General features: G+C 65.5%; 22 protein-coding genes and 1 pseudogene. 12 read left to right on the plus strand and 11 right to left on the minus strand.

The genetic code is table 11. From position 1 onward, the window contains the following. Positions 1-17: 17 nt before the first annotated feature. The 4 genes from ACLF3G_RS20040 to ACLF3G_RS20055 are packed head-to-tail and all read right to left on the minus strand — an operon-like array spanning position 18 to position 3,914. Entirely contained in the window at positions 18-797 is a 780-nt protein-coding gene (locus tag ACLF3G_RS20040; RefSeq protein WP_430671180.1) for an ABC transporter permease subunit, read from the minus strand. Beyond that, the gene (locus tag ACLF3G_RS20045) at positions 794-1,678 is read right to left on the minus strand and encodes an ABC transporter permease subunit (protein ID WP_430671181.1); all 885 of its coding nucleotides are present in this window, start codon (positions 1,676-1,678) and stop codon (positions 794-796) included. Before ACLF3G_RS20045 ends, ACLF3G_RS20040 begins: the two co-directional genes overlap by 4 nt. Continuing rightward, on the minus strand, positions 1,675-2,820 hold the full coding sequence (locus ACLF3G_RS20050) for an ABC transporter ATP-binding protein (RefSeq protein WP_430671182.1): 1,146 nt from the start codon (positions 2,818-2,820) through the stop codon (positions 1,675-1,677). The genes ACLF3G_RS20045 and ACLF3G_RS20050 overlap by 4 nt, the downstream gene beginning before the upstream one ends. Continuing rightward, positions 2,817-3,914, minus strand: a complete 1,098-nt coding sequence (locus ACLF3G_RS20055) for a polyamine ABC transporter substrate-binding protein (protein ID WP_430671183.1) — start codon at positions 3,912-3,914, stop codon at positions 2,817-2,819. The genes ACLF3G_RS20050 and ACLF3G_RS20055 overlap by 4 nt, the downstream gene beginning before the upstream one ends. Before the next feature lie 278 nt (positions 3,915-4,192). Here ACLF3G_RS20055 and ACLF3G_RS20060 point away from each other — a divergent pair, with 278 nt between their 5' ends. The 7 genes from ACLF3G_RS20060 to ACLF3G_RS20090 all read left to right on the plus strand — a co-directional run bounded on the left by ACLF3G_RS20060 (position 4,193) and on the right by ACLF3G_RS20090 (position 13,543). Next, the gene (locus tag ACLF3G_RS20060) at positions 4,193-4,843 is read left to right on the plus strand and encodes a hypothetical protein (protein ID WP_430671184.1); all 651 of its coding nucleotides are present in this window, start codon (positions 4,193-4,195) and stop codon (positions 4,841-4,843) included. 43 nt (positions 4,844-4,886) lie between these two features. Next, positions 4,887-7,244, plus strand: a complete 2,358-nt coding sequence (locus tag ACLF3G_RS20065; RefSeq protein ID WP_430671185.1) for a glycosyl hydrolase family 28-related protein — start codon at positions 4,887-4,889, stop codon at positions 7,242-7,244. A 46-nt stretch (positions 7,245-7,290) separates the two neighbouring features. Then, positions 7,291-7,560: a hypothetical protein gene (locus ACLF3G_RS20070; RefSeq protein ID WP_430671186.1), complete on the plus strand. Its 270-nt coding sequence runs from the start codon at positions 7,291-7,293 to the stop codon at positions 7,558-7,560. A 24-nt stretch (positions 7,561-7,584) separates the two neighbouring features. Beyond that, positions 7,585-7,959 carry a phage tail fiber protein gene (locus ACLF3G_RS20075; protein ID WP_430671187.1) on the plus strand — a complete coding sequence of 125 codons (375 nt, stop codon included), beginning with the start codon at positions 7,585-7,587 and terminating at the stop codon, positions 7,957-7,959. Positions 7,960-8,107: 148 nt separating this feature from the next. Next, positions 8,108-10,549, plus strand: coding sequence for a S8 family serine peptidase (locus ACLF3G_RS20080; RefSeq protein WP_430671188.1), 2,442 nt, complete (start codon positions 8,108-8,110; stop codon positions 10,547-10,549). 577 nt (positions 10,550-11,126) lie between these two features. Then, positions 11,127-12,767 carry a DUF3883 domain-containing protein gene (locus tag ACLF3G_RS20085; protein ID WP_430671189.1) on the plus strand — a complete coding sequence of 547 codons (1,641 nt, stop codon included), beginning with the start codon at positions 11,127-11,129 and terminating at the stop codon, positions 12,765-12,767. An 11-nt stretch (positions 12,768-12,778) separates the two neighbouring features. Then, positions 12,779-13,543, plus strand: coding sequence for an HNH endonuclease (locus tag ACLF3G_RS20090; protein WP_430671190.1), 765 nt, complete (start codon positions 12,779-12,781; stop codon positions 13,541-13,543). Between the two features lie 462 nt (positions 13,544-14,005). Here the strand turns inward: ACLF3G_RS20090 and ACLF3G_RS20095 are convergent, their stop codons facing one another. The 3 genes from ACLF3G_RS20095 to ACLF3G_RS20105 form a co-directional block, all read right to left on the minus strand. Continuing rightward, positions 14,006-15,295, minus strand: a complete 1,290-nt coding sequence (locus ACLF3G_RS20095; RefSeq protein WP_430671191.1) for a hypothetical protein — start codon at positions 15,293-15,295, stop codon at positions 14,006-14,008. Between the two features lie 182 nt (positions 15,296-15,477). Beyond that, a complete protein-coding gene (locus ACLF3G_RS20100) occupies positions 15,478-16,158 on the minus strand; it encodes an SEC-C metal-binding domain-containing protein (protein ID WP_430671192.1) in 681 nt (226 codons plus the stop codon). 2 nt (positions 16,159-16,160) lie between these two features. Beyond that, on the minus strand, positions 16,161-16,730 hold the full coding sequence (locus ACLF3G_RS20105; RefSeq protein ID WP_430671193.1) for a recombinase family protein: 570 nt from the start codon (positions 16,728-16,730) through the stop codon (positions 16,161-16,163). Positions 16,731-17,394: 664 nt separating this feature from the next. On the opposite strand from ACLF3G_RS20105, the gene ACLF3G_RS20110 reads away from it, so the two are divergent. From ACLF3G_RS20110 to ACLF3G_RS20125, 4 genes and pseudogenes are all read left to right on the plus strand, one after another. Next, positions 17,395-17,784, plus strand: a complete 390-nt coding sequence (locus tag ACLF3G_RS20110; RefSeq protein ID WP_430671194.1) for a hypothetical protein — start codon at positions 17,395-17,397, stop codon at positions 17,782-17,784. Positions 17,785-18,248: 464 nt separating this feature from the next. Beyond that, positions 18,249-18,866, plus strand: coding sequence for a hypothetical protein (locus ACLF3G_RS20115; RefSeq protein WP_430671195.1), 618 nt, complete (start codon positions 18,249-18,251; stop codon positions 18,864-18,866). 562 nt (positions 18,867-19,428) lie between these two features. After that, the gene (locus ACLF3G_RS20120) at positions 19,429-19,746 is read left to right on the plus strand and encodes a hypothetical protein (protein WP_430671196.1); all 318 of its coding nucleotides are present in this window, start codon (positions 19,429-19,431) and stop codon (positions 19,744-19,746) included. Between the two features lie 145 nt (positions 19,747-19,891). Next, positions 19,892-20,341: pseudogene (locus tag ACLF3G_RS20125) on the plus strand (IS21 family transposase); the annotation flags it as partial. Positions 20,342-20,434: 93 nt separating this feature from the next. Here the strand turns inward: ACLF3G_RS20125 and istB are convergent. Together istB and istA are read right to left on the minus strand one after the other, a co-directional pair. After that, positions 20,435-21,208, minus strand: a complete 774-nt coding sequence (gene istB / locus ACLF3G_RS20130) for an IS21-like element helper ATPase IstB (RefSeq protein WP_430671197.1) — start codon at positions 21,206-21,208, stop codon at positions 20,435-20,437. Between the two features lie 17 nt (positions 21,209-21,225). Continuing rightward, complete coding sequence (istA, locus tag ACLF3G_RS20135) at positions 21,226-22,764, minus strand: IS21 family transposase (protein ID WP_430671198.1); 1,539 nt, start codon at positions 22,762-22,764, stop codon at positions 21,226-21,228. Between the two features lie 473 nt (positions 22,765-23,237). On the opposite strand from istA, the gene ACLF3G_RS20140 reads away from it, so the two are divergent. Beyond that, entirely contained in the window at positions 23,238-23,483 is a 246-nt protein-coding gene (locus ACLF3G_RS20140) for a hypothetical protein (protein ID WP_430671199.1), read from the plus strand. 518 nt (positions 23,484-24,001) lie between these two features. On the opposite strand, the gene ACLF3G_RS20145 is transcribed toward ACLF3G_RS20140, so the two are convergent. Then, entirely contained in the window at positions 24,002-24,466 is a 465-nt protein-coding gene (locus ACLF3G_RS20145) for a MerR family transcriptional regulator (RefSeq protein WP_430671200.1), read from the minus strand. Further along, positions 24,463-24,915, minus strand: a complete 453-nt coding sequence (mntR, locus tag ACLF3G_RS20150) for a manganese-binding transcriptional regulator MntR (protein WP_430671201.1) — start codon at positions 24,913-24,915, stop codon at positions 24,463-24,465. The genes ACLF3G_RS20145 and mntR overlap by 4 nt, the downstream gene beginning before the upstream one ends. Positions 24,916-25,024: the final 109 nt, after the last annotated feature.

Raw genomic sequence — 25,024 nt, forward strand, 5'->3', positions numbered from 1 at the left:
GCCATGGCGCGACGGCGTTATCGCGAACGTATGAAGCGCAGCGCCAGCGCCATGCCCACCCCCACCACAACGACCAGGACGGTCGCCAGCGCATAGAGCTCCGGCGTCAGGCCGAGGCGGACGGAGGAAAAGATCACCATCGGCAGGGTCGAGGCGCCGGGGCCGGAGACGAAGCTGGCGATCACCAGGTCGTCCAGCGACAGCGTGAAGGCCAGCAGCCAGCCGGCGGCGATGCCCGGCGCGATCAGCGGCAGGGTGATGGCGAAGAACACCGTCCAGGGCCGCGCGCCGAGGTCCAGCGCCGCCTCCTCCAGGCTCAGGTCGAAATCTGCCAGGCGGGACTGCACCACCACCGCGACATAGGCCGCGCCGAAGGTGGCATGGGCGATGGCGATGGTGCTGGCGCCGCGGCCGGCGGGCCAGCCGAACAGCGATTCCAGCGCCACGAACAGCAGCAGCAGGGACAGGCCGGTGATCACCTCCGGCATCACCAGCGGCGCCGCCATCACGGCACCGAAGCCCGCCCGGCCTCGGAACCGCCCGAACCGGGCCAGCGCGAAGCCTGCGAGCAAGCCGAGGATGGTGGCCATGGTGGCGGAGATGGCGGCGATGCGCAGCGACAGGCCCAGCGCACCCATCAGCACCTCGTTGCGCCACAGGCTTTCGTACCAGCGCAGCGAAAAACCGGTGAAGCTGGTGACCATGCGGCTGTCGTTGAAGGAGAACAGCGCCATCAGCAGGATCGGCAGGTACAGGAAGGCGAAGCCCAGCGCGAGCGGGATGGCGAGGCGCTTCATCGCCGGCCCTCCCGCGCCGCGCGCGCCTGGAACACGGCGATGGGTACCACCAGCGCCAGCAGCAGCACGATGGCGAGCGCCGAGGCCAGCGGCCAGTCACGGTTCTGGAAGAACTCTGTCCAGAGCACCCGGCCGATGAGCTGCGCGCCGGGGCCGCCGAGCAGCTCGGGGATGACGAACTCACCAACAACGGGGATGAAGACCAGCAGGAAGCCGGCGACGATGCCCGGCAGGGACAGCGGCAGCGTCACCGACAGGAAGGCACGCCAGGGCGGTGCACCCAGGTCCTCGGCGGCCTCCAGCAACGCGGGGTCCAGCTTAGACAGGGTGGCGTAGAGCGGCAGCACCATGAAGGGCAGGTAGCAATAGGTGATGCCGAGATACATCGCGGCTTCGGTGTAGAGCAGCGGGATTGGCTCCGCGATCAGGCCGAGGCCAAGCAGCAGGCCGTTCAGCCAGCCCTGGTCCTGCAGGATGCCGATCCAGGCGGTAACGCGCAGCAGGAAGCTGGTCCAGAACGGCAGGATCACCAGCATCAGCAGCAGGTTCCTTTGCCGCTGCGGCGCGCGCGAGATCGCCAGCGCCATCGGGTAGCCGACGAGCAGGCAGAGCGTGGCGGAAACAGCCGCGACGCGCAGGCTGCGGAGATAGGCGTCGAGGTAGTAGGGATCCTCCAGCAGCAGCTGGAAATTGGCCAGGTTGAGCTGGAGGATGGCAGTCGCCTCGCCCGACCAGCGCAGCAGCGCGGCATAGGGCGGCAGGCCTTCCGCCGGCTCGGCAAAGGCGATCGACAGCACGATGACGAAGGGCACCAGGAAGAACAGGCCCATCCAGGCCCAGGGCAGCGCGAGCACCAGGGCGCGGCGCAGGCGCGCGGTCATTCCGGCAGCACCATGCTGGCCTGGCGGTCCCAGGTGATGGCGACGGTATCCTCCCAATCCACCGGGCGTTCGGTGCGGCGGCGCAGGTTGGGCTGGCTGACGCGGATCTCCTTGCCGCCGTCCAGCACCACGTAATAGACGAAGAAGTCGCCGTAATAGCCGATGTCGCGCACCCGCCCGACCAGCCGGTTGTCGCCGTGCGGGGCATCCGGCGCGGCGCGCTCGATCCGCATCCGCTCCGGCCGCAGGGCGACGAAGACGCGGCTGCCGGGCGGCTTGGAGGCGGCGGGTTCGGCCAGGATGTCGAAATCCATCTCCGAGCTGCCGATGCGCACACCCTCCGCGTCGATGCGCTCGACGACGCCTTCCAGGATGTTGGCGGTGCCGAGGAATTCGGCGGTGAAGCGGCTGTTGGGGAATTCGTACACCTCGCTGGGCGTGCCGACCTGCGCCAGCGTGCCGCGGTCCATCACCGCGAGGCGGGTCGCCATCGTCATCGCCTCCTCCTGGTCGTGGGTGACGATGACGAAGGTGGTGCCGGTGCGCTCCTGGATATTCATCAATTCGAACTGCGTGGCTTCACGCAGATTCTTGTCGAGCGCGGAAAGCGGCTCATCCAGCAGCAGCAGCTTCGGCCGCTTTGCCAGCGCGCGGGCCAGCGCCACGCGGGCGCGCTGGCCGCCGGACAGCGCCGCCGGCTTTCGCGCGTCGAAGCCCTCCATCTTCACCATGGCCAGCATCTCCGCGATGCGTTCGCCGATGACGGGTTTCGGCGTGCCGTCCTGCTTCAGGCCGAAGGCGATGTTCTGCGCCACCGTCATGTGCGGGAACAACGCGTAGGACTGGAACATCATGTTGACCGGCCGGCGATACGGCGGCACGCCGGCCATGTCCTGGCCGTCCAGCAGGATGCGGCCGGCATCGGGCTCCAGGAATCCCGCCAGGCAGCGCAGCAGGGTGGACTTGCCGGAGCCGGAGCCGCCGAGCAGCGCGAACAGCTCGCCGCGGTAGATTGGGAGGCTGACCTCGTCCAGCGCGACGAAATCGCCGAAGCGTTTCGTCAGCTTCTCGATACGCAGGAAGGGCTCGGCCGCCGGATCGCGCCAGGGTTCGGCAGTGCCCGGCCTGGCCGGCTGGCTCATCTCCCCGCCTTGAAGCGCGACCAGACGCGGTTGCGGGCACGCTCCGCGGCCTGCGCGACGGGGCCGATGGTGAAGAAGTTCGCGCGCACCGCCTCGGGCGGGAATACGGCCGGATCATTCGCGACCTCGGGCGCCACCAGCGCGCGGCTGGCCGGCACGCCGTTGGGGTAGCGGACGTGGTTGGTGATGGCGGCCATCACGTCCGGCTGGAGGAGGAAATTGATGAAGGCATGCGCCTCCGCCGGGTTCGGCGCATCGGCCGGGATCGCCAGCAGGTCGAACCAGAGCTGCGCGCCTTCCCGCGGCGCCACGTACTGCACGCTGACGCCGCGGTTGGCTTCCCGCGCGCGGACGCCGGCCTGGATCGCATCGCCGGAATAGGCGAAGGCGAGGCAAGCCTGGCCGCCGGCCAGCGCCTCGATCGTGCCGCCGGTCGAGAAGTTGCGGATGAAGGGCCGCACCGCCAGCAGCGTGCGCTCCACCTCCCGCAGGTCACCGGCGTCGGTGCTGTTGGGATCCTTCCCGAGGAAGCGCAGCACGGTCGGGATCACGTCCGCCGCGCTGTCCATCATGCTGATGCCGCAGCGTGCGAGACGCCGCGCATTCGCCGGGTCCAGCAGCAGGCGAAGGCTGTCCATCGGTGCGTCGGGCGCCAGTTCGCGCACGCGGTCCGGGTTCAGGCCAAGGCCGATACTGCCCCACAGGTACAGCGCGCCAAAGCGGTTGCCCGGGTCGGAAGACGCGACTTGCGTCTGCAGGGCCGGGTCCAAATTCGCCAGATTCGGGATCAGCGCGCGGTCCAGCGGCAGCAGGCCGCCGGCGCGGGCGAGGCGGGAGAAGGTGGGCTCGCCGGTCGGCACGATGATGTCGTAGCCGCTGCGACCGGCAGATAGCCGGCCCTCCAGCGTCTCCAGGCTGTCGTAGATGTCGTAGCGCACGCGGATCCCGGTCTCGCGGGTGAAGCGCTGCACCATGTAGGGGTCGATGTAGTCGTTCCAATTGAACACGTTGACGACCCGTTCCTGCGCCCGGGCATCCGGCGCGGTGGCCAGGGGCAGCAAAAGGGCGGCGATCAGGGCCAGGCGACGCAGCATCTCGGGCACCTCCGGAGGCGGAACGACAGCGATGCTAACACGCGGCCGCGATGCTGCACGGGGGGTGCGGATCCGGAACGGAAACAGGAATTTGTTCTTGACTTGTTCCTAGCCCGGCGCTAGTCATGGCTCACCAAGGCGAGAACTGCGTCGCAGGCGTCCCCGAGAGGCCCGCCCCGGCCTTACCGCGCTCGCTGTCTAGGAAAATATACCGATCAATAGATCGCACGGGTGCCGTCCGCCCGGCCCGCCGCGCATTCCGAACCGGAGAACCGCCCATGGCCTTCAACAACAGCGCCCTGGTGTCGCTGCTCAGCAACAGCGGCTTCACCATGTGGCTGTACCGCACCACGGACACCCGCGCGACGGCGATCGCCGCCGGCTATTTCAGCCCGGCCGCCGCGCGGCTCGAAACCGGCGACATCATCATCGCACTGACCTCCGACGCCGTGTCGCTGCTGCCGGTGCGGGCCGGCGACGTGGTCGCGGCCGGGCTGGTGCTGGACACCGCCGCCGCGCCGTTCCGCGCGCAGATCCGCGCCGCGCAGCGCTTCCTTGCGCGGCAGGCCGCGAGCGGCGTGGTGATGACGGTGGTGCTGGCGCCGCTCGCCGCCGGCATCCTGGTGGGCGGGACGGTGCAGGCGCAGGCGGCCATTGCCGGGCCGGTGACGCAGGTCGCCTTCAGCATCAGCGATGCGGCCGGCGCCACCGTGCGTGGCCCGACGCTTGCCGCCGTCAGCGCCGGCACCGCCTCCGCCAGTTTCGCCGCGCCGGCCGCCGGCACCGGCTACCGACTGCGCGTGCAGGCGACCGGCGAGCCCGGCGTCGCCGCCACCTCCCCGGCCTTCACGGTGACGCTGCCCTACGGGCTGCTGCTGCAATCCGGCGGCGGCCTGCTGCTGGAGAGCGGGGACCGCGTCCTGGTCTGAGCATCGGCCTGCCTTTCCCGCCCACGATCAGGAATCCCGACACATGGCCGATGCCAAGATCTCCGACCTTCCCGCCGCCGCGGCGCTCGCCGTCGCCGACCTCGCCCCCATCGTGCAGGGCAGCGGCGTCGCAGCCCAGACCCGGCGCGCCACCTTCGCCCAGATCACCGCCGGCGTGCATGCCGAACGCATGCTGCATGTCCGCGACTTTGGTGCCGTCGGCAACGGCACCACGGACGACACCGCGGCGATCCAGGCCGCGATCGATGCGGCGGTGGCCGGCGGTGGGGGCATCGTCCGCCTCGGGCCGCGCCGCTACCGCATCAGCGCCGCGAACCTGGTGGTGAAGGAGAATGTCTGCCTGGAAGGCCCGGTGCAGTTCCCCGGCGGCCAGCGCCTGGCGGGCGACTACCGCAACATCCCCGGCACGCTGCTGGTGGCCTCCAACCGCACGGTGCAGTTGCTGCGCGCCTCCACGCTGCGCGGCATCACGCTGATCCGCGACGGCATGCCTGCTCCGCCCACCACCATGCGCGCCGCCATCGACCTGCGCGCCGCCATGGCCGGCACCGCCATCACCATCGGCGATGCCTCCGGCACGCATCACGACGTGCTGGTCGAGGATCTCCTGGTGCTCGGCTTCGACCTGGCGGTGCGGTCCGACAACAGCCAGCGGCTGAACCTGCGGCGGGTGCGCGGCGACAACCGCAACGGCATCTTCATGACCCGCACCTTTGACATCAGCCGGGTGCACGACGTGCATCTGTGGCCGTTCCTCACGGGCAATCTGGCGAACGTCTCCATCGTCACCCGCACGGTCTCGGGCGTCGCGAACAACGGCGCCGGTGCGGTGCGCGTCACCACCTCCGCCGCGCATGGGCTGGTGACGGGCGATATCGTCAACGTCTACGGCGTGGGCGGCGTGCCGGGCGCGAACAACCGCTTCCTCGCCACCGTCGTCGACAGCACGCGGATCGACCTGCAGGGGTCGAGCTTCTCCGGCGCCTGGACCAGCGGCGGCACCGTGGCGGTCTGGAACAACCGGCGCCTCGGCACCGGCTTCCGCATCGAGAGCAGCGACGTGGCCGAGTTCGTCAACTGCTTCAGCTTCGGCTACGATCGTGGCTTCGACCTCGGCGATGGCGCGGCTTCCATCCAGTTGCACAATTGCAGCGTCGACGACCTGCTGTCGCTCGCCGACCCCAACACCGTGGGCGCGCTGATCCAGGGCAGCGCCTTCCGAACCAAGTGGGTCGGTGGCTTCATCAGCAGCCAGGGCACCGCCATCCGGGTCAATTCCAACGCCTCCAACCAGGGCGACAACCAGTTCGTCGGCGTCATGGTCGGCGGCGGCGGCGGCGGCCGGGCGGTCGAGGTCTTCGACGGCGGGCTGACGCTGGTGGCCTGCGACCTGCCGGCGGCGCGCGTCTACCTCGCCACCGCCGGCGACAGCCTGTCCGTCGTCGCCTCCGACACCCGCTCCGCCACCTTCGAGGCGCAGACCGGCGCCGACCTGGCGCGCATCGCCCTGGTCGGCAACCGGCTGCAGGCGCTGGGCTCCTCCGCCGATCAGGAACGCGCGCTGCTGCGGCGGCGGACGGACCTGCTGGGCGGCGCGCTGGATGTGGAGAACCAGGATGCACTGGTGACCTACTCGCTCACCGTCGGGTCCGGCGCGCTGGCGCCGCTGAACATCGGCGGAGAGGCCGACGGCAACCCGAATGGCGGCGTGGTGTTCGGCGCCGCATCCGGGATGACGGCGCCGATGACGGTCACGCTGCGCCGCGCCTCCACCACCCCCGCCGCCGGCCATGCGCTGGGGCGCCTCGCCTTCAGCGGCGGCAACGCGGCGGGCACGCAGACCGAATATGCCCGCGCCGGCGGCATCAGCGAGGTGGTGACGACGGGGGCGGAGGCCGGCGCCTTCGTCGTCGAGACCCGTGGCGGCGGCGGGCTGGCGGAACGCTTCCGCGTCGCCTCCTCCGGCACCGTGACCCTCACCGGGCCGCTGGTGCTGCCGGGCGACCCGACCGCGGCCACACAGGCGGCGAGCAAGGGCTATGTCGATGCGCAGTTCACCACGCGGCGGATGCCCGTGCTGGCGACCGCCACCGCCACGCCGCTGACACTGGCCGCCCACAACGGCCGCCTGGTCAGCGCCAATGCCGGCACCAGCCTGAGCATCGACTGGGCCGCGACCGGCGACGGCTTCAGTTGCCTGGTCGCCAATCGCGGCACCACCGACCTTGCCGTGACGATGACCGGCTTTGCCGGCACCACGCCATCCAACCCCGACGGCCTGACGAAGATCCGCGCCGGCGGCCTGGCCACGCTGCTCGCCTTCAGCCCGGATGGCGGCATCACCCGGCTGCTGCTGCTGGCCGGCGCGGCGGCGCCCTGATCCGCTTGGCGCCGCCCCTCAACCCCGAGACGACAGGACATCCACGATGACCCAATGGACGATGCAGGCCTGGCAGGGCACGCCGGAGGCCGCGGCCGCCGCGCTGCGCAATCTTGGCTGGTTCGGGCCGGATGAGGCGCCGTCGGCGCTGCCGGACCCCCGCATCGGCGGCTTCCTGCCGGCCGCCGGCACCGCGATGCGCAGCTTCGACGGCGTCGCCTATGTGGCGGTCGCGGCCAACGCCGCCATCGAGGCGCCGCCCGGCCTCTCGCCTGCTGGCCCGGAATTGTTCCGTGCCCTGCTCGGAAGCTTCTGACCCTTTCTGCCGAGGAATCCCCGGATGACCGATCTGACCGACCATGCCAAGAACCTGCTGGCCCGCGCCCTGTGCGCCCGGCTGCCGACCCTGCCGACGGCGGTCTTCGCCGCGCTTGGCACCGGCGGCAGCGATGCGACGGGCCTGACGGGCGAGCCCGCCGGCACCGGGTATGCCCGCCAGCGTGCTACCTTCACGGGTACCGGCATGCAGCGCAACGTGGATGCGATCCGCTTCACCTTCACCGGCGCGGCGGGCACCATGACGCATATCGGGCTGTTCGATGCCGTGACCGGCGGCAACGCCCTGACGTGGTCGACGCTGGAGGCGCCGCTGACGGTTGCGGGGCCTGGAGTCGCGATTTTCACCGGCAATGCGCTGACGGTCACACCGGAATAGCGGCCGACCGGGATCAGGTCCGCGTGCTGCCAGGCAGGCCCGACTGCCGGCAGTACGCGCCCAGGTTAGCGGATTGCCTTCTAAAGCAACTTGATTACATCAAGGATAATTTATACCGTCCGGCACCGGAAAAGGAGCCGGCCTCGTTATGACCCTCACGCCCCGCGACCCGCTGTTCGCCGACCAATGGTACCTGCGGAATACTGGACAATCCGGCGGCACGCCCGGCATGGACATTCGGATCGACGGCGCCTGGCGCGACTATTCCGGCCAGGGCGTGCGTATCGTGATCATCGATGACGGCGTCTTCCACCAGCACCCCGACCTCGCCGCGAACTACGAGACCGTGGCCGACTTCAACTTCGTGTCCGGCCAGGGCGATGCGACGCCGCGCCTCGGCACCTATTCGCACGGCACGCAGGTCGCAGGCTTCCTCGGCGCCGCGCTGGATGGCGTTGGCCTGGTGGGCGTCGCCCACGGCGCCCGCTTCACCGCCTACAACATCGCCGATTCGGATGGAAACTACGTGACGATCCCGCAGGGCCTGAATGCGGCAATCGGCTTCGACATCACCAACAACAGCTACGGCAACGAGGTGTTCGCCGTACCTGACAACGGCCTCGATGCGCTGGCACCGGGCGCGACGCTCGGGCGAGGCGGTCTTGGCACCGTGCATGTCTTTGCCGCGGGCAACGAGCGTTCGCTGGTGGTGCTGGCGACGCATGGCGATGCGCAGAACTCGCCCTACCAGATCACCGTCGCCGCCACCGACCATGATGGCCGCATTGCCGCCTTCTCCAGCCCCGGGGCCAACGTCTTCGTCGCGGCCCCAGGCGCGCGCGTCCTTGGGGTCGATGGGCTGGAGACGCATGGCTATGGCCTGACCGATGGCACCTCCTTCGCCACGCCGATCGTCTCCGGCGTCGCAGCCCTGGTCCTGCAGGCCAATCCCGGGCTCGGCTACCGGGACGTCTTCGATATCCTCGGCCTGTCGGCCTACGACACCCACGGCGCACCGCTCACGATCGAGGATGTCTACCGTGACATCCTCGGCACGCCCACGATCCCGGATCAGGTGCCGGACCCCCAGAGGCAGGCGATCGAGGCGGCGGCGCTGCGCGTCACCAGCTACCCCTGGACAGTGGTGACCAACGGGGCGACGGACTGGAACGGCGGCGGGCTGACCGTCAGCCATGATTTCGGCCTGGGCCAGGTCGATGCGCGCGCCGCGGTGCGCTTGGCGGAAACCTGGAATTCCGCCCCACGCACCACCGCCAACCTGGCGATCGCCCAGGCCGGTCGCGAAGCCCCCGAGGCGATTCCCGATGCCGATCCGAACGGCATCAGCCAGAGCGTGACCATCGAGACCGATATCCGGGTCGAGGCGGCGGTGGTGGAGGTGAACCTGCCGCACGGCGCCATCGGCGACCTGCAGATCCGGCTGGTTTCGCCGCAGGGCACGGTAAGCCACCTGATCCACAACCCGGACTACGGGATCTACAATCTGATCCGGCCGAACCAGGCGGTGCCGCAGACCGAGCTGGACAAGGGCACCTTCGTGTCCGGCGGCAACACGGCTTCGCTGATGAGCACCCAGGTCTATGGCGAAAGCTCACTCGGCACCTGGACGCTGCAGGTGGTTGATACCAAGGCCGGCACGGTCGGCACGCTGGAGGGCTGGAACCTGACGCTGGCCGGCGCGGCGGCAAGCGCCGATGACCGCTACGTCTATACCAGCCAGTACGCGGAACTCCTGGCGCTGGACCCGGCGCGCGGCGTTTTGGCCGATACCGATGGCGGGACGGATACCATCAATGCCGCCGCCGTCCTGGGCCCGGTCTCCGTGGACCTTGCCCCCGGCACCGAGGGCAGCATCGGCGGCGCCAGCTTCCGCATCGGCGGGGGAACCACGATCGAGAACCTCTACACCGGCGACGGCAACGACCGGCTGTTCGGCAACGACGCCGCCAATCACCTGCATGGCGGTCGTGGCAACGACCTGCTGGCAGGCCGTGGCGGCGACGACCTGCTGGATGGCGGCGTGGGGCTGGATGCCGCCCTGTACGAAGGCAGCCGCTACGCCCATGCGATTTTGGAGCAGGCCGATGGCAGCGTGATCCTCACCGGCACCGGTACCGATGTGCTGCGCAGCATCGAGGTGCTGGTGTTCGAGGACGGCAACACTGCCGCGCGGCGCCCGGTCGGCGTTGGCCAGGACGGCTTCGATGCCGGCTTCTACCTGTCGCAGAACGCCGATGTAGGCGCCGCAGGGTTCAACCTGGACACGGCGCGGCTGCATTACATGGCGCATGGCGGCCTGGAGGGGCGTGCCCCCAACGCTTTCTTCGATGGCAGCTGGTACCTCAACACCTATGCCGACGTCGCGGCGGCGGGGATGAACCCGCTGCACCACTTCACCCAATATGGCCACCTGGAGGACCGCGACAGTTCGGGCTTTTTCGACAGCTCGCGCTATCTGGCCGCCAATTCGGACGTCGCGTCGGCGGGGATGAACCCGCTGGACCACTTCCTGCGCTATGGCGTGGCGGAAGGCCGCGTGGCCTATTCGGTCGCCGAGTTGATCGGCTGACCACCAGAACGCGCGCGGCACAGGCCGCGCGCCACTGGGGCGAGGCTGGTCGGGGGGCGGATTGGAGGGTTGCGGTGGTGCTGCTGGACAGGATTGAACTATCCAGACGGAAAGAAAAATCCAACAAAATCAACGGACTCAACCCGGCGACGATGTTCGTTATGTAGCACCGCTCTGCGATCACGGGCAACGCCTCCTGTAGTCAGCACCTTGCCGAGGTTCCGACGGCGGAGGGAGTGGCGTCTGAATAACTTCGGGCCGCTTTAGCCCCGAGCATGTGGTAGGCGCTTGCACGGCCAATCCTGAGGCGACGGGCAATCTCGGTCAGGCAGGTGTCCTCAGTCTGCATCTGCCGCAATGTTGCGGCCTGTTGCTAGGCAGCCAGCATCCGCCCCTGACACTTGCCATCGCCCTTGGCCCTGGCTTTGGCGATGCCTCGCGCTGGCGCTCCAGGCTGACGAAGATCGCAGCACGTCTTGGGGTCTGGCGGGCGAACGTCCCCCGGTCTTGGCTGCGTCAGGAAAGCGGCGCAAGCTGCCTTACAGTTCTCGAAACAATTATGGATACCGGGGCTTCGATGTCAGTAGAAGAAAACTCGTTGGCGTCAGACGATCCACCTTCGGTGCGCTCATCTGCCTGGATCTGGGAAGCTCTTGCTTCTCGTGGCATTAGCCGAGATGCGTGGACCTGGGAGCAATGGGCACGGGCTCAAACTGATCTCGATGTTTACAAAGCGCCTCACAAACCAGGTGAGTTAGGCCTCCTACTGCGCCGCGGAAAAGCAGCTGGTTTGAAGCTTAGTGCCATGGCTGACGTGCTCCAAATACCACTGGCAAAAGCGCAACAGTATTTGACTGAAAGTGACAGGAACGATCCCTTTGAGACGGATTTTATCATCCTCAGAATGGGGGCGTCGTCGTCGTCCGCGAAAGATGCCGAACTTCGCAAAGCTCAACTGGGCCTTTCAAGACGCATTCAGTCCGTCACCCGCGTAAGCGAACCGCCCAGCGGAAGTTGGTCTCAAGATGAACTCTCCGCAGCAGTATCGTCATACCATGAAGCCATGATCAGCATCTCAAAAGAAATTGCCGCTGCTACTATAAAAGTTCGCCGAAAAACGCATCGTAGCTACACCGATGTGGCCGAGGTTTTTAGAGGCATTAGTTGGGCCTTGCAGAGCGCGGGTCTCGAGTGGCTTCCTGAATATCAGCCGAATAAGCATGGTCAATCAGATGCCCTGGAGATGTCCTTGAACAATCTCTTGGCTGCACAAGGGAAAGGTGCCTTCACCCTCAAAAATACACATACCTCACAAGAGAATGGCTCAGTAAATCAAGGTAAACAAGAAAATAATGAAGCTAATCCTGTAGATGGGCAGCGTGGATCAGACTGGACCCGACACGAAGTCGAGGCCTGTGTTGAAGCCTACCTGGAGATGCTCGACTTGGAGATCGCCGGCACGCCCTACAGCAAAATCGCGTTCAACCGGCGCGTTCAGGCAGCCACAGGTCGGTCCAAGGGATCCGTCGAGTTCAAGTTCGGCAATGTCACCGCAGTCATGGACCGGCTCGGGTTCCGCTGGATCCAGGGCTACAAGCCCGCACCAAACGCGCAGACCGGGGCCATCCAGGATGCCGTGATGCGGCTCCTCGGCACTCGGGCACAGCTGGCTGCAAGGCTCGAGGTTCCGGCTTCCAGCGGCTCGCCAGCGGCTTCTCCCGGGACTGGCTCTGATGTGTTCGCTGACGCGCCACCACGATCTCCGCCCTCCGGCGCAAAAGCGCAGCTACCGCCCGGGTCTAACGTCAGGAAGTTCGACCGGGAACTGACGGACGCAAAAAACCGGGAACTGGGCCGCGCAGGCGAAGAGTTCGTCCTCAAGTTCGAGATGGCCCGCCTGGTGGCCGCAGGATGCAAGGACCTTGCCGACAAGGTATTCTGGGTGGCTGATGAGCAGGGTGACGGCGCGGGATACGACATCGCCTCGTTCAGCGTCGATGGCACCCAGCGGCTCATCGAGGTGAAGACGACGAACGGCTCGGCATCCACCAGCTTCCTGGTCACGGCCAACGAGGTCGAGGTGTCGCGAGCCAACCCGGATACCTACTGGCTCTACCGCGTCTACAACCTCAGCAACGAGCCCCGGGTTTACTGCGTGAAGGGGCCGCTGGATGACGGGTGGGATCTCGAACCAGCAGTCTTCCGCGCAAAACGCTAGGACCCCTTCCAGTGGCCAACCTTGCAGCGCTTACAGATCCCAACGCCGTTCTCCAGGCTATCCGCGAACTTGATGACCTTGGACGAGAAGCCTTCCTGGCGAAGTATGGCTACGGCGAAGCCCGGGAGTTCTGGCTCCTGCACAACGGCGAGCGCTACGACAGCAAGGCCATCGTGGGCGTAGCCTTCAAGTATCAGAAGGGCATCGGGCAGGCGCTTGACCGCGAGGACTTTTCCGGCGGGTCAGCTACCGTGCAGAAAGCCCTGGAGCGGCTCGGTTTTGAGGTCGAGGTGGACGGCGTCCGCAGCGGCAAGCCCAGGACCAACCGCAAAGCCATAGAACCTGAGGATGGTGACACTGAGCCGTTTGACCCGAAGAACGCCCGAGATGCACGCAAGCGGGTGCTGCGCGCGATCAAGGCGCGTCGTGGGCAGCCTCAGTTCCGCAAGAAGCTAATCGACGTCTACCAGGGCCGGTGCGCCGTCACCGGATGCGACGTCGTCGACATCCTGGAGGCCGCTCACATCACGCCATACCTAGGCCCCCAGACCAACCACGTCACCAACGGGCTGCTGCTGCGCACAGACCTGCACACGCTGTTCGACGCTGGTCTGATCGCCGTGGAGCCGAAGACCAAGGAGGTCCTCGTTGCCGCGACCATAAAGGACCCGGTGTATCGGGCATTGCATGGCCGGCTGCTTCGGAAGACCAAAACGGAGGCCTCGGCACCCAGCGAGAAGGCCCTGAAGCAGCACAGGGCTGACTGCGGCTGGTAGCGCGGGCCAGGTCGTCGGGAAGGCTCCACGCGGGAAGCTGGCATCCGCATTTCAGTTCGGCTCGGCGGCCATGTTCTCGATCGCGAAGTGGATGGGCGCTGGTGGGTATGAGCGGGATCTCCACCACCGATTTCGCATCAGCTCTGCCTCAGAAACCCGGACCTCGCGCGGGCGCTAGCCTAAGTGGGTGTTACAGCCTGTGTTGCGCTCGCGGAAGTGGAAAGCCGCTGGATACGGCGCCCGATCATCTGAGCGGGGATCCTTCCTCTGGGGCAGAACGAGGATCGGGCTATCGCCTTTGTGCCCGTCGTTGACTTCAGCTGGGTAGCAGTCGCGGTTTTGCGAAACGTCCGCGATCGGTGTTCGACCCTTCGGATCGAGACATGCACGCGGTCTTCGGCGAGATGAGCATCGGCATCAGGGCGTCAGCCTGTTCGGGAAAACTAGAAGTGCTTGGTGCGACTAGAGTTTTGCCCCAATTGCCAAAAAATGACTGCGTAATAGCGCCCTCTTCCGACCGTCGGGTAGGCTTTTCGGAAGCTTCATAAAGAGCTTGAGCAGCGGCACCGCTGACGCTGCAACGCCACCAGCCCATCGACCTCCCTGCGCGCCCGATAGTCCCCCGACAACCATCCCGGCGACAAAATGGCTGGCAACATCCTGAGCTCCATCGATCATCTGACCGAGAAAGCCCTTCCCAACCGCTTTCTCGGCCTGCTCAGTCCATTTAGCTTGGTTATCCGCCAAATACTCGCGAAGCTCCCGAGCAGAGTCCCGGTAGTCATCTTCGTTCTCACTGAGATGCAGCAGTGCCCCGCTGATTATCTGACGCCACTCATGGAACAATTCATGATCGTCGCGCATGGCTACTAAATCGCGTGCAGATACTTTGTCAGGAGATATCCCGAAACCGGATACTAGTTTCTGAGCAAGGATTGGTTGGATCTTTTCCTTTGAAGTTATACTCGCGTTTAGATGATACAAGATCTCACCATAGGCTTTTGCTTCGAGCCGGTCATAAAAAAGTGGATCAAAGAAGCCGCTCCTTTGTTTGGTGGCATTTTGGTCAAGCAGCGCCTGGATGATCGCGCGTTCAGCATCCTGTTGTTTCACCCCATGGTTTCGACCCGCCAGCCTTTTCGCGATCGCGCTTATCTCTTTTTTAGTTGATTGGTCCAGTTTTAATGGCTTGTTGAAACTGCTCCAGACGTTCCCTGAAACCATTCCTGGATCATAAGAGGGATCTATAGGCACGACAATTTTCCGAGAAATAAGCGTATTAACTGGTGCCAGATCGAGAACCGTTTGGCGAGCATGTTCGACGCAGTCATCTTCGTCAAACGCTCGGCCAGGAAGGATAAAATGAGGAGGCTCGACAAATACCCCGTGACAAAACAAAAGTGCTTTCTTGATGAACGGTATAAGGTTGTCTCCCCGAACAAAAATCTCTAGCCCTACCGATTCCTCCTTAATGATATTTCGCTGATTGAAGATTCCGGGCCATAGCTCTGTCTCTGGCTTTTCAGGGTAAATACGAGACTCAACATATCGGTCATGCGGCGCTCGTTTGCCAAGTCCAATATTAGGAAGAAATTGCCTCTGATACTCGAAGCACTGATCTCGAAGCGCCTCCACGGTTTTTAAACTGAAATCAAGCTTCTCGATATCGTATTGCTGAAACGGTCGATCGAGAGCTTTTGACAGAAACTCAGTCAGCGGAACTACGCTGCCAAGGGGGATCTTTCTAAACAAATAACACTACTCCTTTTGTTGGGTTGGTGACAGAATTTGCCTCAGACGATTGCCGCACCGCCCTGGGGACGAGCTGTCGGAACCCGGCCCTCACCGCAACCTGCCAAGCTGCTTCCTGCGCCGCCTCACCCACCCAGAGCTATGCCCACACGCATTGGCTGCCCCAGTCCGTCCATCTCCCTTCAGGAAGATTCTGGCGCAATCCCGTGGCAGTGCTTGTATCTAATTCCAGAGCCGCAAAAACATTTCGCATTGCGTGAGATATCTCTCCGATTTGTAACGACACCTGAGTCTCGGAGCTTGGAGGTCATTTGCTCACGCAGCAGATATTGATCCATCGGGTCCGGTATTCCCTGCGTGGCGGGATTCTCTCGCCACTTCTTATCAAAAAACTCATGAAATGCCTCATGAAGGTCATTCGACCACTGATAAGCGTTTGGGTGCGCGAGTAGGTAGTAAGTTTTCTTATTATGGTAATTCATATCAAAATGATAAATACCGTCTCGGTAGTCTTTCAGCCGGGACGTGAGGGGGTTGCTTCGGAGTCTGTCGATGTTCTTGTCCTTGACCCCAAGCGCTGCAAGCTTGCCATAACCTTCTAGCACCACCCAGAGCGCCGAATGCCAGTAATCTATAAACATCATAGCGTCGCCGACCACTACGGCATCACGCGCCAAGGTTGGATTATTTACAATAGCCCCTTGTCGGATCTGGTCATTAAGTTTCTCAAAAAAATCGGGGCCAAAGCGCGGCCCGAGGATAGTTAAACTTTCCCTCAATAACCCCCTTAATCGTTCAGCTCTAGCGAAGTATTTAGTCATCGACGCGATGTTCTCGGCGGTTAGCTTCTCACTATCTGCCATGCTTACTCCGGCAATGCATTGTCGCTCAGGATCCGGTAGACGCTCGCCCGGCCAATGCCAAGACGAACCGCGATGTCGGTGGGCTTCACCCCTTCGGCCTTCATCTGTCGCACCGCATCGCCCTGGCGGCGAGCTGTGGGAACCCGTCCCTGATACTTGCCCTCGCCCTTCGCCTTGGCGATCCCCTCGCGCTGACGTTCCAGCATCAGGGCACGCTCGAACTCGGCTACCGCGCCCAGCATCGTGAGGGTCAGGCGGCCTGTTGGGGTCCGCGTGTCCACTTCCTGCCCGCCCATGGACAGCACCCGCAGGCCGACGCCCTTGGCCTCAAGCCGGGCGATGAGCGCCAGAAGATCGGCGACGCTGCGGGCCAGACGATCGGGCTTCGTCACCACGAGCACGTCACCTTGTCGGATGAAGTCGATGGCCGCCTCCAGCTCGGCGCGCTTGCCAACCGAGGACACGCGCTCTGAGTAGGTCTTCTCGCAGCCAATGCCGATGAGGTCCCGCAACTGTGCCTCCAGGCCAGCTTCCTGTTCCACGGTGGAAGTCCGGGCGTATCCGACCAGCATAACAATGCTCCTGTCTCACTAGGCTCATAGACATCTTCCCTTTGGCCGTCTCAACCGTCAAGGATAATTCTTGTGAGACGTTTCTGGTCGAGTTCGAGACGACTCACACGGGCTTGCCCATCTGGGACAGCGCGATGCTCGTCTCCTTGGGGGCGAGTCAGCGCCGCTCGGTGCATGTTTCCTCTAACCTCGGCCAGCAGCGCCCGTGGCAGTTCACCGCCAGAGGTTTCTGAGGCGTCGAGTGAGGCTATTTCACCCCGAACCGCTAACGGGATTGACGCTGCGCGAGCAATCCGGAAAGGTGGTCATGTAAACCACCGGTTGAGGCATGGCAGATGCAAATGATGGGGATCGAGGAGTTTGGATCTTTCTTCGGACGGGCCTCGAAGCCGACGATGAACATGAGCATTTACCGAGACAGCTTCGCGTGCGCGTGCGGACAGTCTCACTGGTTCGACGAAACACAGATTGATATTATCTGCGAAGGCTTTCAGAAAGTCATGGTCACCTGCCCTGTCGACAGCTCCTATGTCACGAGTCTTAAGATCAAGACCTTCATGCTCTTTAAATTCAAAGGGTTTGAGAGCCTCGCCGGGACCCACTTGAGGTCATCCCAGGATCATGCCGTGCTACGAGCCATTCGGGCAGCGGTGCGGACCTAGGCATGGTGATCATCGGCCTGTTGATGCTGGTATGCGGGTTCTTTTTCCCGCCTGCTTGGCTAGGCTTGGTTGGTTACGGCATCTACCTCTATGCGTCTCGAAAGTCTCGTCGAGACGATGCCATTGAAAGTCGCGTCAGAAGGATGGTTGGGGCGGGGGTTGCCACGGCCGATTTTCCCGACCTCTACTACGATGCAGCGCGCGCCTATGCTGTAGCTAAAGGGGCGACCGCTGCCGACGATGACTCGGCTGCGGCAACGGTTGTCGTCGATAGCCGTTCGTATTTCGTCGTGTTCATCAAGCAATCTACCGGAGGCGGCACGTCAATGTCAGTCAGTGACAGCCGTCAGCTCGAGCGACAGTTGACAAGCCATGTGTCGCCTCGCCCATGACAGGGCTACCTCCTGTCCGGAGTTTCACTTCTGCGATCTCGCCGGTTCCGCGCCGGGCTAGTCCCTGAGGCCTAGCCCGGAACGAACCTGCCGCACCCCCGACCTGGCAAAAGGCCACGAACGACCTCCCCTGGGAGCTTTTTGAACTTTGGGTGCGGTGTGGCCATGTGGATGGCTTCCGGCAGCGTGCTACCGCAGCCTCCAGCCCGCTGCGGTGGCAACTTGCATCCACCGATGCAGGGTATTGACTGTGCGCAGCTGACTGTTGCCGAGCACACGCTCCAGGTCGCCGCCGTCAGCGACTGGAACCGCTCATGGCCGATGCAGGAGGGGTAAAACCCAGGGACCACCTAGGATAGAGCCGTGCCTCTCTCAGCGTGAGACAAATCTTAAAAAGGCAACATACTCACCCTCCAGGCGTGGTAGACTCTGCACATCAGCACATTCGTCAGGATGTTCAGGACATGCCCGCCGCCCGCCGCTACGCCAAGCTGAAGCCGACCGAGGATGCCGACCTGGTCGCTCTATGGAGCGCCGGCGGCATGACGGCTGATGACCTCGCAGCCAGGTTCGGGATGTCCCGGCGCGGCATCCAGCAGGCGCTGATCCGGCTCGGCTCGCCGAAGAAAGGCGGGGCCAGACCCGCCCCGCGTGTTCTTGCGGTGCCGCCGATCCCAGCGCCGCCCGCCAAACCTGCCGACCGGCAGCGCGGCGCAATCGACAGCGCATACGTCAACGCGGTGCACCTGGAGGCGCTGACCATGCTGGCGGTCAATGACGCCGTGGCCGGTGGTGGCATCCCCGCGCTCCGGGCGCTCGACCTCGCTGCATCCGCTCTCGCCCGGCTCACCACGATCAAAAGGGCGGCGGCCGGCCTCGGCGCCATCAACCCGATCACCGAAGCCGACCTACCCGAGCTGCCGATACGCGAGATCACGCCGGCCGAGATCGCCGCGATGCGCGCCCAGCAGCTCGCCGACGATGCCGAGGGCTTGGCGCACATGCACGACGACGATGACGAAGACGACGACCTCATCAGCGAAGGCGACGACGGTCTCTCCACCGACAGCAGCTCGACATGACCTGCGCGGCGACCGAAGTCATAGAGGAAACAGAGACCGGCCGACCCCCTTCCGTCGACGACCCGGACGCCAAAAAGCAGGACACATTCGCTCGTCGATCGGCTGGCGTCAGCGGCCGATCAAGTGACAATTTCGCAACACCAGAACGTTGTTGCAGTCGGCGGTTGGTGATTTTCGGCCGGCACCTACTGTGGAACCAAACACTGGACGAGTTGTCATCATGCCAGCCCAGACCCCGACCTCCAGCGCCGTGGACCGTCCCGGCGACCGCCAGCAAGACGATAGCGACCAGCCCGGCCCACCAGCTCCACCATGGATCCGCACGAAGAGCGTCCAGACCCGGAGTGAAAAGCGATCGGAGCGCCAGGACAGAATTAGCCGGCAGAAGTCCCGGGCTATCGAGCTGCACGCCAGCTCCCGCCTCACTTCTGGGTCTTCGTCGCCGGCCGAGGCCCCTGCTTATGGTAGTGAAAGCCTTGGCATCGCTTCACCAGGCAAGCCCCGATCCAAGAGATCACCCAGGAAGCCGACACGTTCGGTCTCATGTGCGTCAGCACTGAACATGTTGAATGCCAGGGACTACGCGGCAGCCATCGGCAAGCCACTGAACACGTGGATCACCATCTGCTTCATCGGCTCGCGCTTCTACCCCGGCGGCGATGTCACCTCTGAGCACATTGAGACCTGCCGCCGGAAGGCTCTGCATGCTGTCCTGGCGAAGTTCATGGCCGACATCGGCATCCCCCCCGTCTATCTCTACGCCGTCGAGCGCGCGAAGCGACTGGGCCTGCATATCCACATCCTCGCGCATCTCCCGACCCGTGGGCATCGGCGCCTGCTGCGCGGCGATCATGGTGAGAAAGCGCGGCGATCAGGATGAGAAACGCCTGCATGGCGTCGGCGGGAGGGCGTAGCCCGACCGACGGGGCCATGCAGGCGAGCGCCTCGCCCCTGCCGGGGGTGGGTGGCTGGCGGTTGCGGCCGGCCGGCATCGGAATGGCTCCTTCGCTACGAGGGGTCTTCCGGTGCCCGGCCGCCATGTCACCGACTGCCAGATGAGGCTGTACATGACACTTCGCCGCACCCAGCCCGTGCCGATCGACGCCGCCAGAGCGGGGTTCAGCACGGCCACCGCCTATCGGATCGAGGGGGACCCCCGACCATCTTCGGCCCGCACCACGCCCCGCGGACGGCGTCGGCCGGACCCGCTGGCGGCGATCTGGGACGGTGAGGTCGTCCCGCTGCTCCAGTCCGCGCCCGGACTGCGGCCGATTGCCGTCTTCGAGGAGATCAGGCGCCGTCATCCCGAACTCGGCGCCGGTATCCGCCGCACGCTGGAGCGCCGGATCCGGGGCTGGCGGGCGCTGCACGGACCGGAACAGGAGGTGATCTTCCGCCAGCTCCATCAGCCCGGCCACCTCGGCCTGTCGGACTTCACCGACATGCGCGATCTCGCCGTCACCATCGCCGGTCTGCGTATTCCAGTGATCGTGGGCACCAATTCCAGGCGATCGTGGGCACGAATTCCACGGCATCGTGGGCAGGTGTCATGCCGACGGCTTTGTGGATCAGGAAGGCCGATTGGCGTCAAGCGTTTCGGCTAACGCGGCTCGCCTGGCGGCAGTGCGACGCATGCTTTCTCCCCTGAGCTCGATGCGATGGGCGTTGTGGATCAGGCGGTCGAGGATGGCGTCGGCGAGCGTCGGATTGCCGATCACGGCGTCCCACTGGGCCACCGGCACCTGGCTGGTGACGATGGTGGAACTGCGGCCATGGCGGTCCTCCAGGATCTCCAGCAGATCCTCGCGTTCCGCCTGGGTCAGCACCGCCAGGCCCCAGTCGTCCAGCACCAGCAGCTCGACCTTCGCCAGGGCCTTCAGGGCGCGGCTGTGGCGGCCGTCGCCGCGGGCGATAGCCAGGGCCTCGAATAGCCTGGGAACCCGCTGGTACAGCACGCGCCGGCCATCTCGGCAGGCCTTATGGGCCAGCGCGCAGGCCAGCCAGGACTTGCCGACGCCGGTCGGGCCGGTGACCAGCAGCCCCTCATGCCGGTCGATCCAGTCGCCGGCCACCAGCTTCTGGAACAGTGCCCGGTCGAGGCCGCGCGGCGTGCGCATGTCGACATCCTCGATGCTGGCGTTGTGGCGCAGCGCGGCATGCTTGAGCCGGGTGGTCAGGCGCCGGGTTTCCCGCTCGGCGGCCTCGCGATCGACCAGCAGGCCAAGGCGTTCCTCGAAGCTCAACGCGCCGATGTCGGGCGATCGTCTCTGGTCCTCGAAACCGCGGGCCATGCCGGCAAGGCCGAGCGCGATCAGGCGCTCATGGGTGGGATGGGCGAGCATAGGTTCTCCTTTGCTGTTCAATGGAAATAGCCGCCGCCACGGATGTTGCCGTGGGCCGGCGGTGGCTGGCGCTCCGGCTCCGCATCCAGGAAGGCCCGGTCGAGGCCGTTCTGGAGGATCGAACGGATGGAGCCGACGGAGCGGGCGCGGATGCTGACGCCGCGGGCGCAGGCAGCCTCCAGCCGGACGGCGCCATAGCTCCGCGCCAGGCCCAGGATGCCGAGGCAGGTGCGGAAGCCCTGTTCGGGATGCGGCCGCGCCGCCATCACCGCGTCGCACAGCGCCATGGCGGAGGGCCCGATCCTGCCGGCCTCCTCCAGCAGCCGCGCCGGCGTCCACTGGGCGTGGCGGCGGTGCGCGCTCGGCATGTGCTCGGGGATGGTGGTGTGGCCGCGCCGGTTCGGCACCCGGGCATGGCTGGCCACCCGCTCACCCTTGTGGAACACCTCCAGCGTCGCCTCGCCGATGCGGACATCGAGCAGCTGGCGGATCAGGCCGTAGGGCACCGAATACCAATGGCCATCGGCCTCGACGTGGTAGTCGGGGCCGACCCGGCAGCGGCGCCAGCGTGCAAAGGCATAGGGCGGCGTCCGTAGCGGCCGCAGCGCCGGGACATCCAGGCTGGCGAAAAGCTCCGCCCGGCTGGCCCCAAAGCCGCGCATCAGGCGGGCGTTCAATTCGGCCGTCAGGGCGCTGATCGCCGCGTTGAGCTCGGCCAGCGAGAAGAACCGGGCGTTGCGCAGCCTCGCCAGAATCCACCGCTCCGCCAGCAGCACCGACTGCTCCACCTTCGCTTTGTCCCGCGGCTTGCCCGGCCGCGCCGGCAGGATGGCGGTGCCGTAGTACGTCGCCATCTCCAGGTAGGACCGGTTCAGCCCGGGATCATGGCGGTCGGGGTTGGTGACCGCGGACTTGAGGTTGTCGCAGACCACGAATTTCGGCACCCCGCCCAGCGCGGCGAACAGGTTCACATGCGCGCCCAGCCATTCTGCCAGGCCCTCGCTGGCCCGGGCCTCGGCGAATACCAGGCTGGAGGCGCCCATGCAGGCCACGAACAGCTTGGCCTGCCAGATCTCGCCGCTGTCCGGGTCGATCACGCCGATGGTGTCGCCGGCGAAGTCCACGAAGACCTTCTCGCCGCCGACGTGGCTCTGCCGCATGGTCGGTGAGACCTGGGATTTCCAGGCGTCGTAAGCCTCGCAGAACCAGGAATAGCCGAAGCCGTCCGGCTGTTCCGCACGGTACTCCTGCCACAGCAGCGCCCGGGTCACGCCGCGCCGCCGCAATTCACGCTCCACCGCCGCCCAGTCTGGCAATGGCCGCGCCGCCTCTGGCGCCGGCTGACCCGGAAACAGCCGACGCTCCAGCGCCGTATCGTCCATCCCAGCCGGCAGCGGCCAGGACAGCCCCGCCGCCCGCGCCCGCGACACATAGGACGCGACCGCGCCTTTGCTGATGGCAACCGCCGTCGCCAGGACGCGGTCGCTCAGCCCAGCCTCGAACTTCAGACGCAGCACGTCGCGAATCCGGCGCATCGACAATCTCTCGGTAGGCATCGGCAGACCCCGTTCAGGACGAGGCCCACTTAGCCGGCTCAGACTGTCGGCAATTCACCCCAGGCAACCCTCAGCCGGGTGCCCACGATCCCGTGGAATCCGTGCCCATCATCCCGTGGAACCGCCGCCCACGATGCCGTGGAATCACTGCCCACGATGCCGTGGAATTCGCAGCCGTATCGGCTATGTCGTCCTTTTTGGCGCCGGCCAGCCCACGCGCGGCGGCCTCGCCGGCGCCCTGGCGGACCGCCTCGACGATGAGCGCCTTCGGCACCCCGCGGCACCGCGCGCGGCGTGCCGGCGCCGGCCGGCGGGCGCGTCTGGCACCCGATGCAAGTGAAGCGCGTCGTCAATTCTGCTGGGGGTTAACGCGTTCCAGCGGCGGCAAAGCGGATAAAGCCCTCACCATCTGAAACCCTCCTACATGGGAGGGGCGTTTCCTTTTCCTGGTCCACAACAGGAGAGGAAACCCTATGCACAAGTCCATCTCTCCGGTTGTCGCGCTGGCCGGGGTTCTGGTAACGGCGGGCGCCTTTGCCCAGGGCAGCCAGCAACCTCAAGGCGACACGATGCAGCAGATGCCGATGATGCAGGGCCAGGGCGGCATGATGATGGGCGGCTGCCCGATGATGCAGCGGATGGCCGCGATGGACACCCGCCTCCGGCAGCTTGAGGAGCGAGCAGGAATACCGACCCCGGCAACCCCGCCTAGCCGCTAATCGGCAAGGGGCGCGGGCGGAGGATTGCAGATGATGCACGGCGGGATGGAGGGGATGGGCTGGATGATGGGCGGCATGGGCCTGCTTGGGCTCATGCTGCTTGTCCTTCTCGTCCTTGGTATAGCGGCGCTCATCAAGTACCTCCGCCGGTGACCGTCTATCTGGAGCCTGGGCGCTCGCCCCCATCTCGAGGCCCCGGTCGCCTGACCCCTCCTCCGGCGGTGTCGGCACAGCGCACCTCGCCTTAGCGGAGCCTGCCGCACCTTATCGAGACCGAGGCGGCGCTGGAGCGACGTAGAGTTTGGTTCCGCTCCCTCACCGAGGCGATCGACACCACCACGTCCGGCGGCCGGCTGGTGTTCAACCTGGCCGGAGTTGCGCGGCGGCTTCTGCGCCGCCAACGGCCGTTGGCTCGGGAGGGGTAGCTGCACACTCCGTTCGCTTCCGCCCCAGTCCCGTACGGCACCTGCTCAGCTGCCAGGACAATCCAGGCCGCACCTCGACACGGACTGGCTACTTTACGGCAAGCGCACGCTTCCAGCTGGCTCGCCCCCATGGGACGCATTGGTGCAGTGGCCATGCGCAAAGTCGGCCAGCGTCTCAATGATGCGGCACTCCCCAACCACCCCGCCCTCGCAACTCGTCGCCATGCGGACCAGCTCGGCGCGGAGCGCCCCCAGCCTTTTAAGGCGCGCGTCGATTTCGGCGATCTGTGCGGTGGCCAGGGCATGCGCCCGCGTGCAGTCGGCATCCGGCTGGTCTGCAAGATCCAGAAGTGCCCTGATCGCGTCGCTCTCGAATCCCAGCTCTCGCGCATGGCGAATGAAGCCAAGGCGGCGCAGATGCGCCACGCCATAGGCACGGTGGCCGCCGGCGGTGCGGGCCGGCGGCGGCAGCCAGCCCTCCTGCTCATACCACCTGATCGTCGTCGCCTTGACGCCCGTGGCGCGGGAAAGGTCGCCGATCGCATAGGTCTCCATCATCCGCCTCCTGAGCTGCGGGTTTCCAGGAATCGCGCGAAGGCGGCCAGGGCCTTGTCGCTTGCGTGGTGTTCCAGCCCCTCGGCATCCGCCTCTGCCGTTTCGGCGTCGAGACCGACCGCCAGCAGGAAGCGGACCATCAACTCGTGTCGTGCGCGGGCGGCGGCGGCGACCGCAAGCCCGGCCTCGGTCAGGAACAGGCCGCGATAGGGTTTTGTCTCCACCAGCCCATCGCGCTGCAGCCGCGACACCGTCGCCGCCACGGTGGGCTGTGCCACGCCCATTCGGCGGGCGATGTCCACCGCGCGCGCCTCGCCCTCCTCCGTCAGCAGGTCGGCGATCAGCTCGACGTAATCCTCCGCAATAGCCGTCCGGTCCGCCTCGCGCTGCTGCGCAAAGCGGGCGGCCTGGTCTTCGGCGGGCGGCAGGCGTTTGGGAGGCGCGCTCGTCATGGGTGCGCATGATGCCCGGTGCAAGCCGGTGCTTGCAATCTTGCAACAGCTTGGTAGTGTAGCACTGGCTTAATTTAGAAGTTTGTGCTGGCTCTGGTTGGCTTGGCAA

It is taken from the genome of Falsiroseomonas sp. HC035, from assembly GCF_050563525.1.
Taxonomy (GTDB): Bacteria; Pseudomonadota; Alphaproteobacteria; order Acetobacterales; family Acetobacteraceae; genus Falsiroseomonas.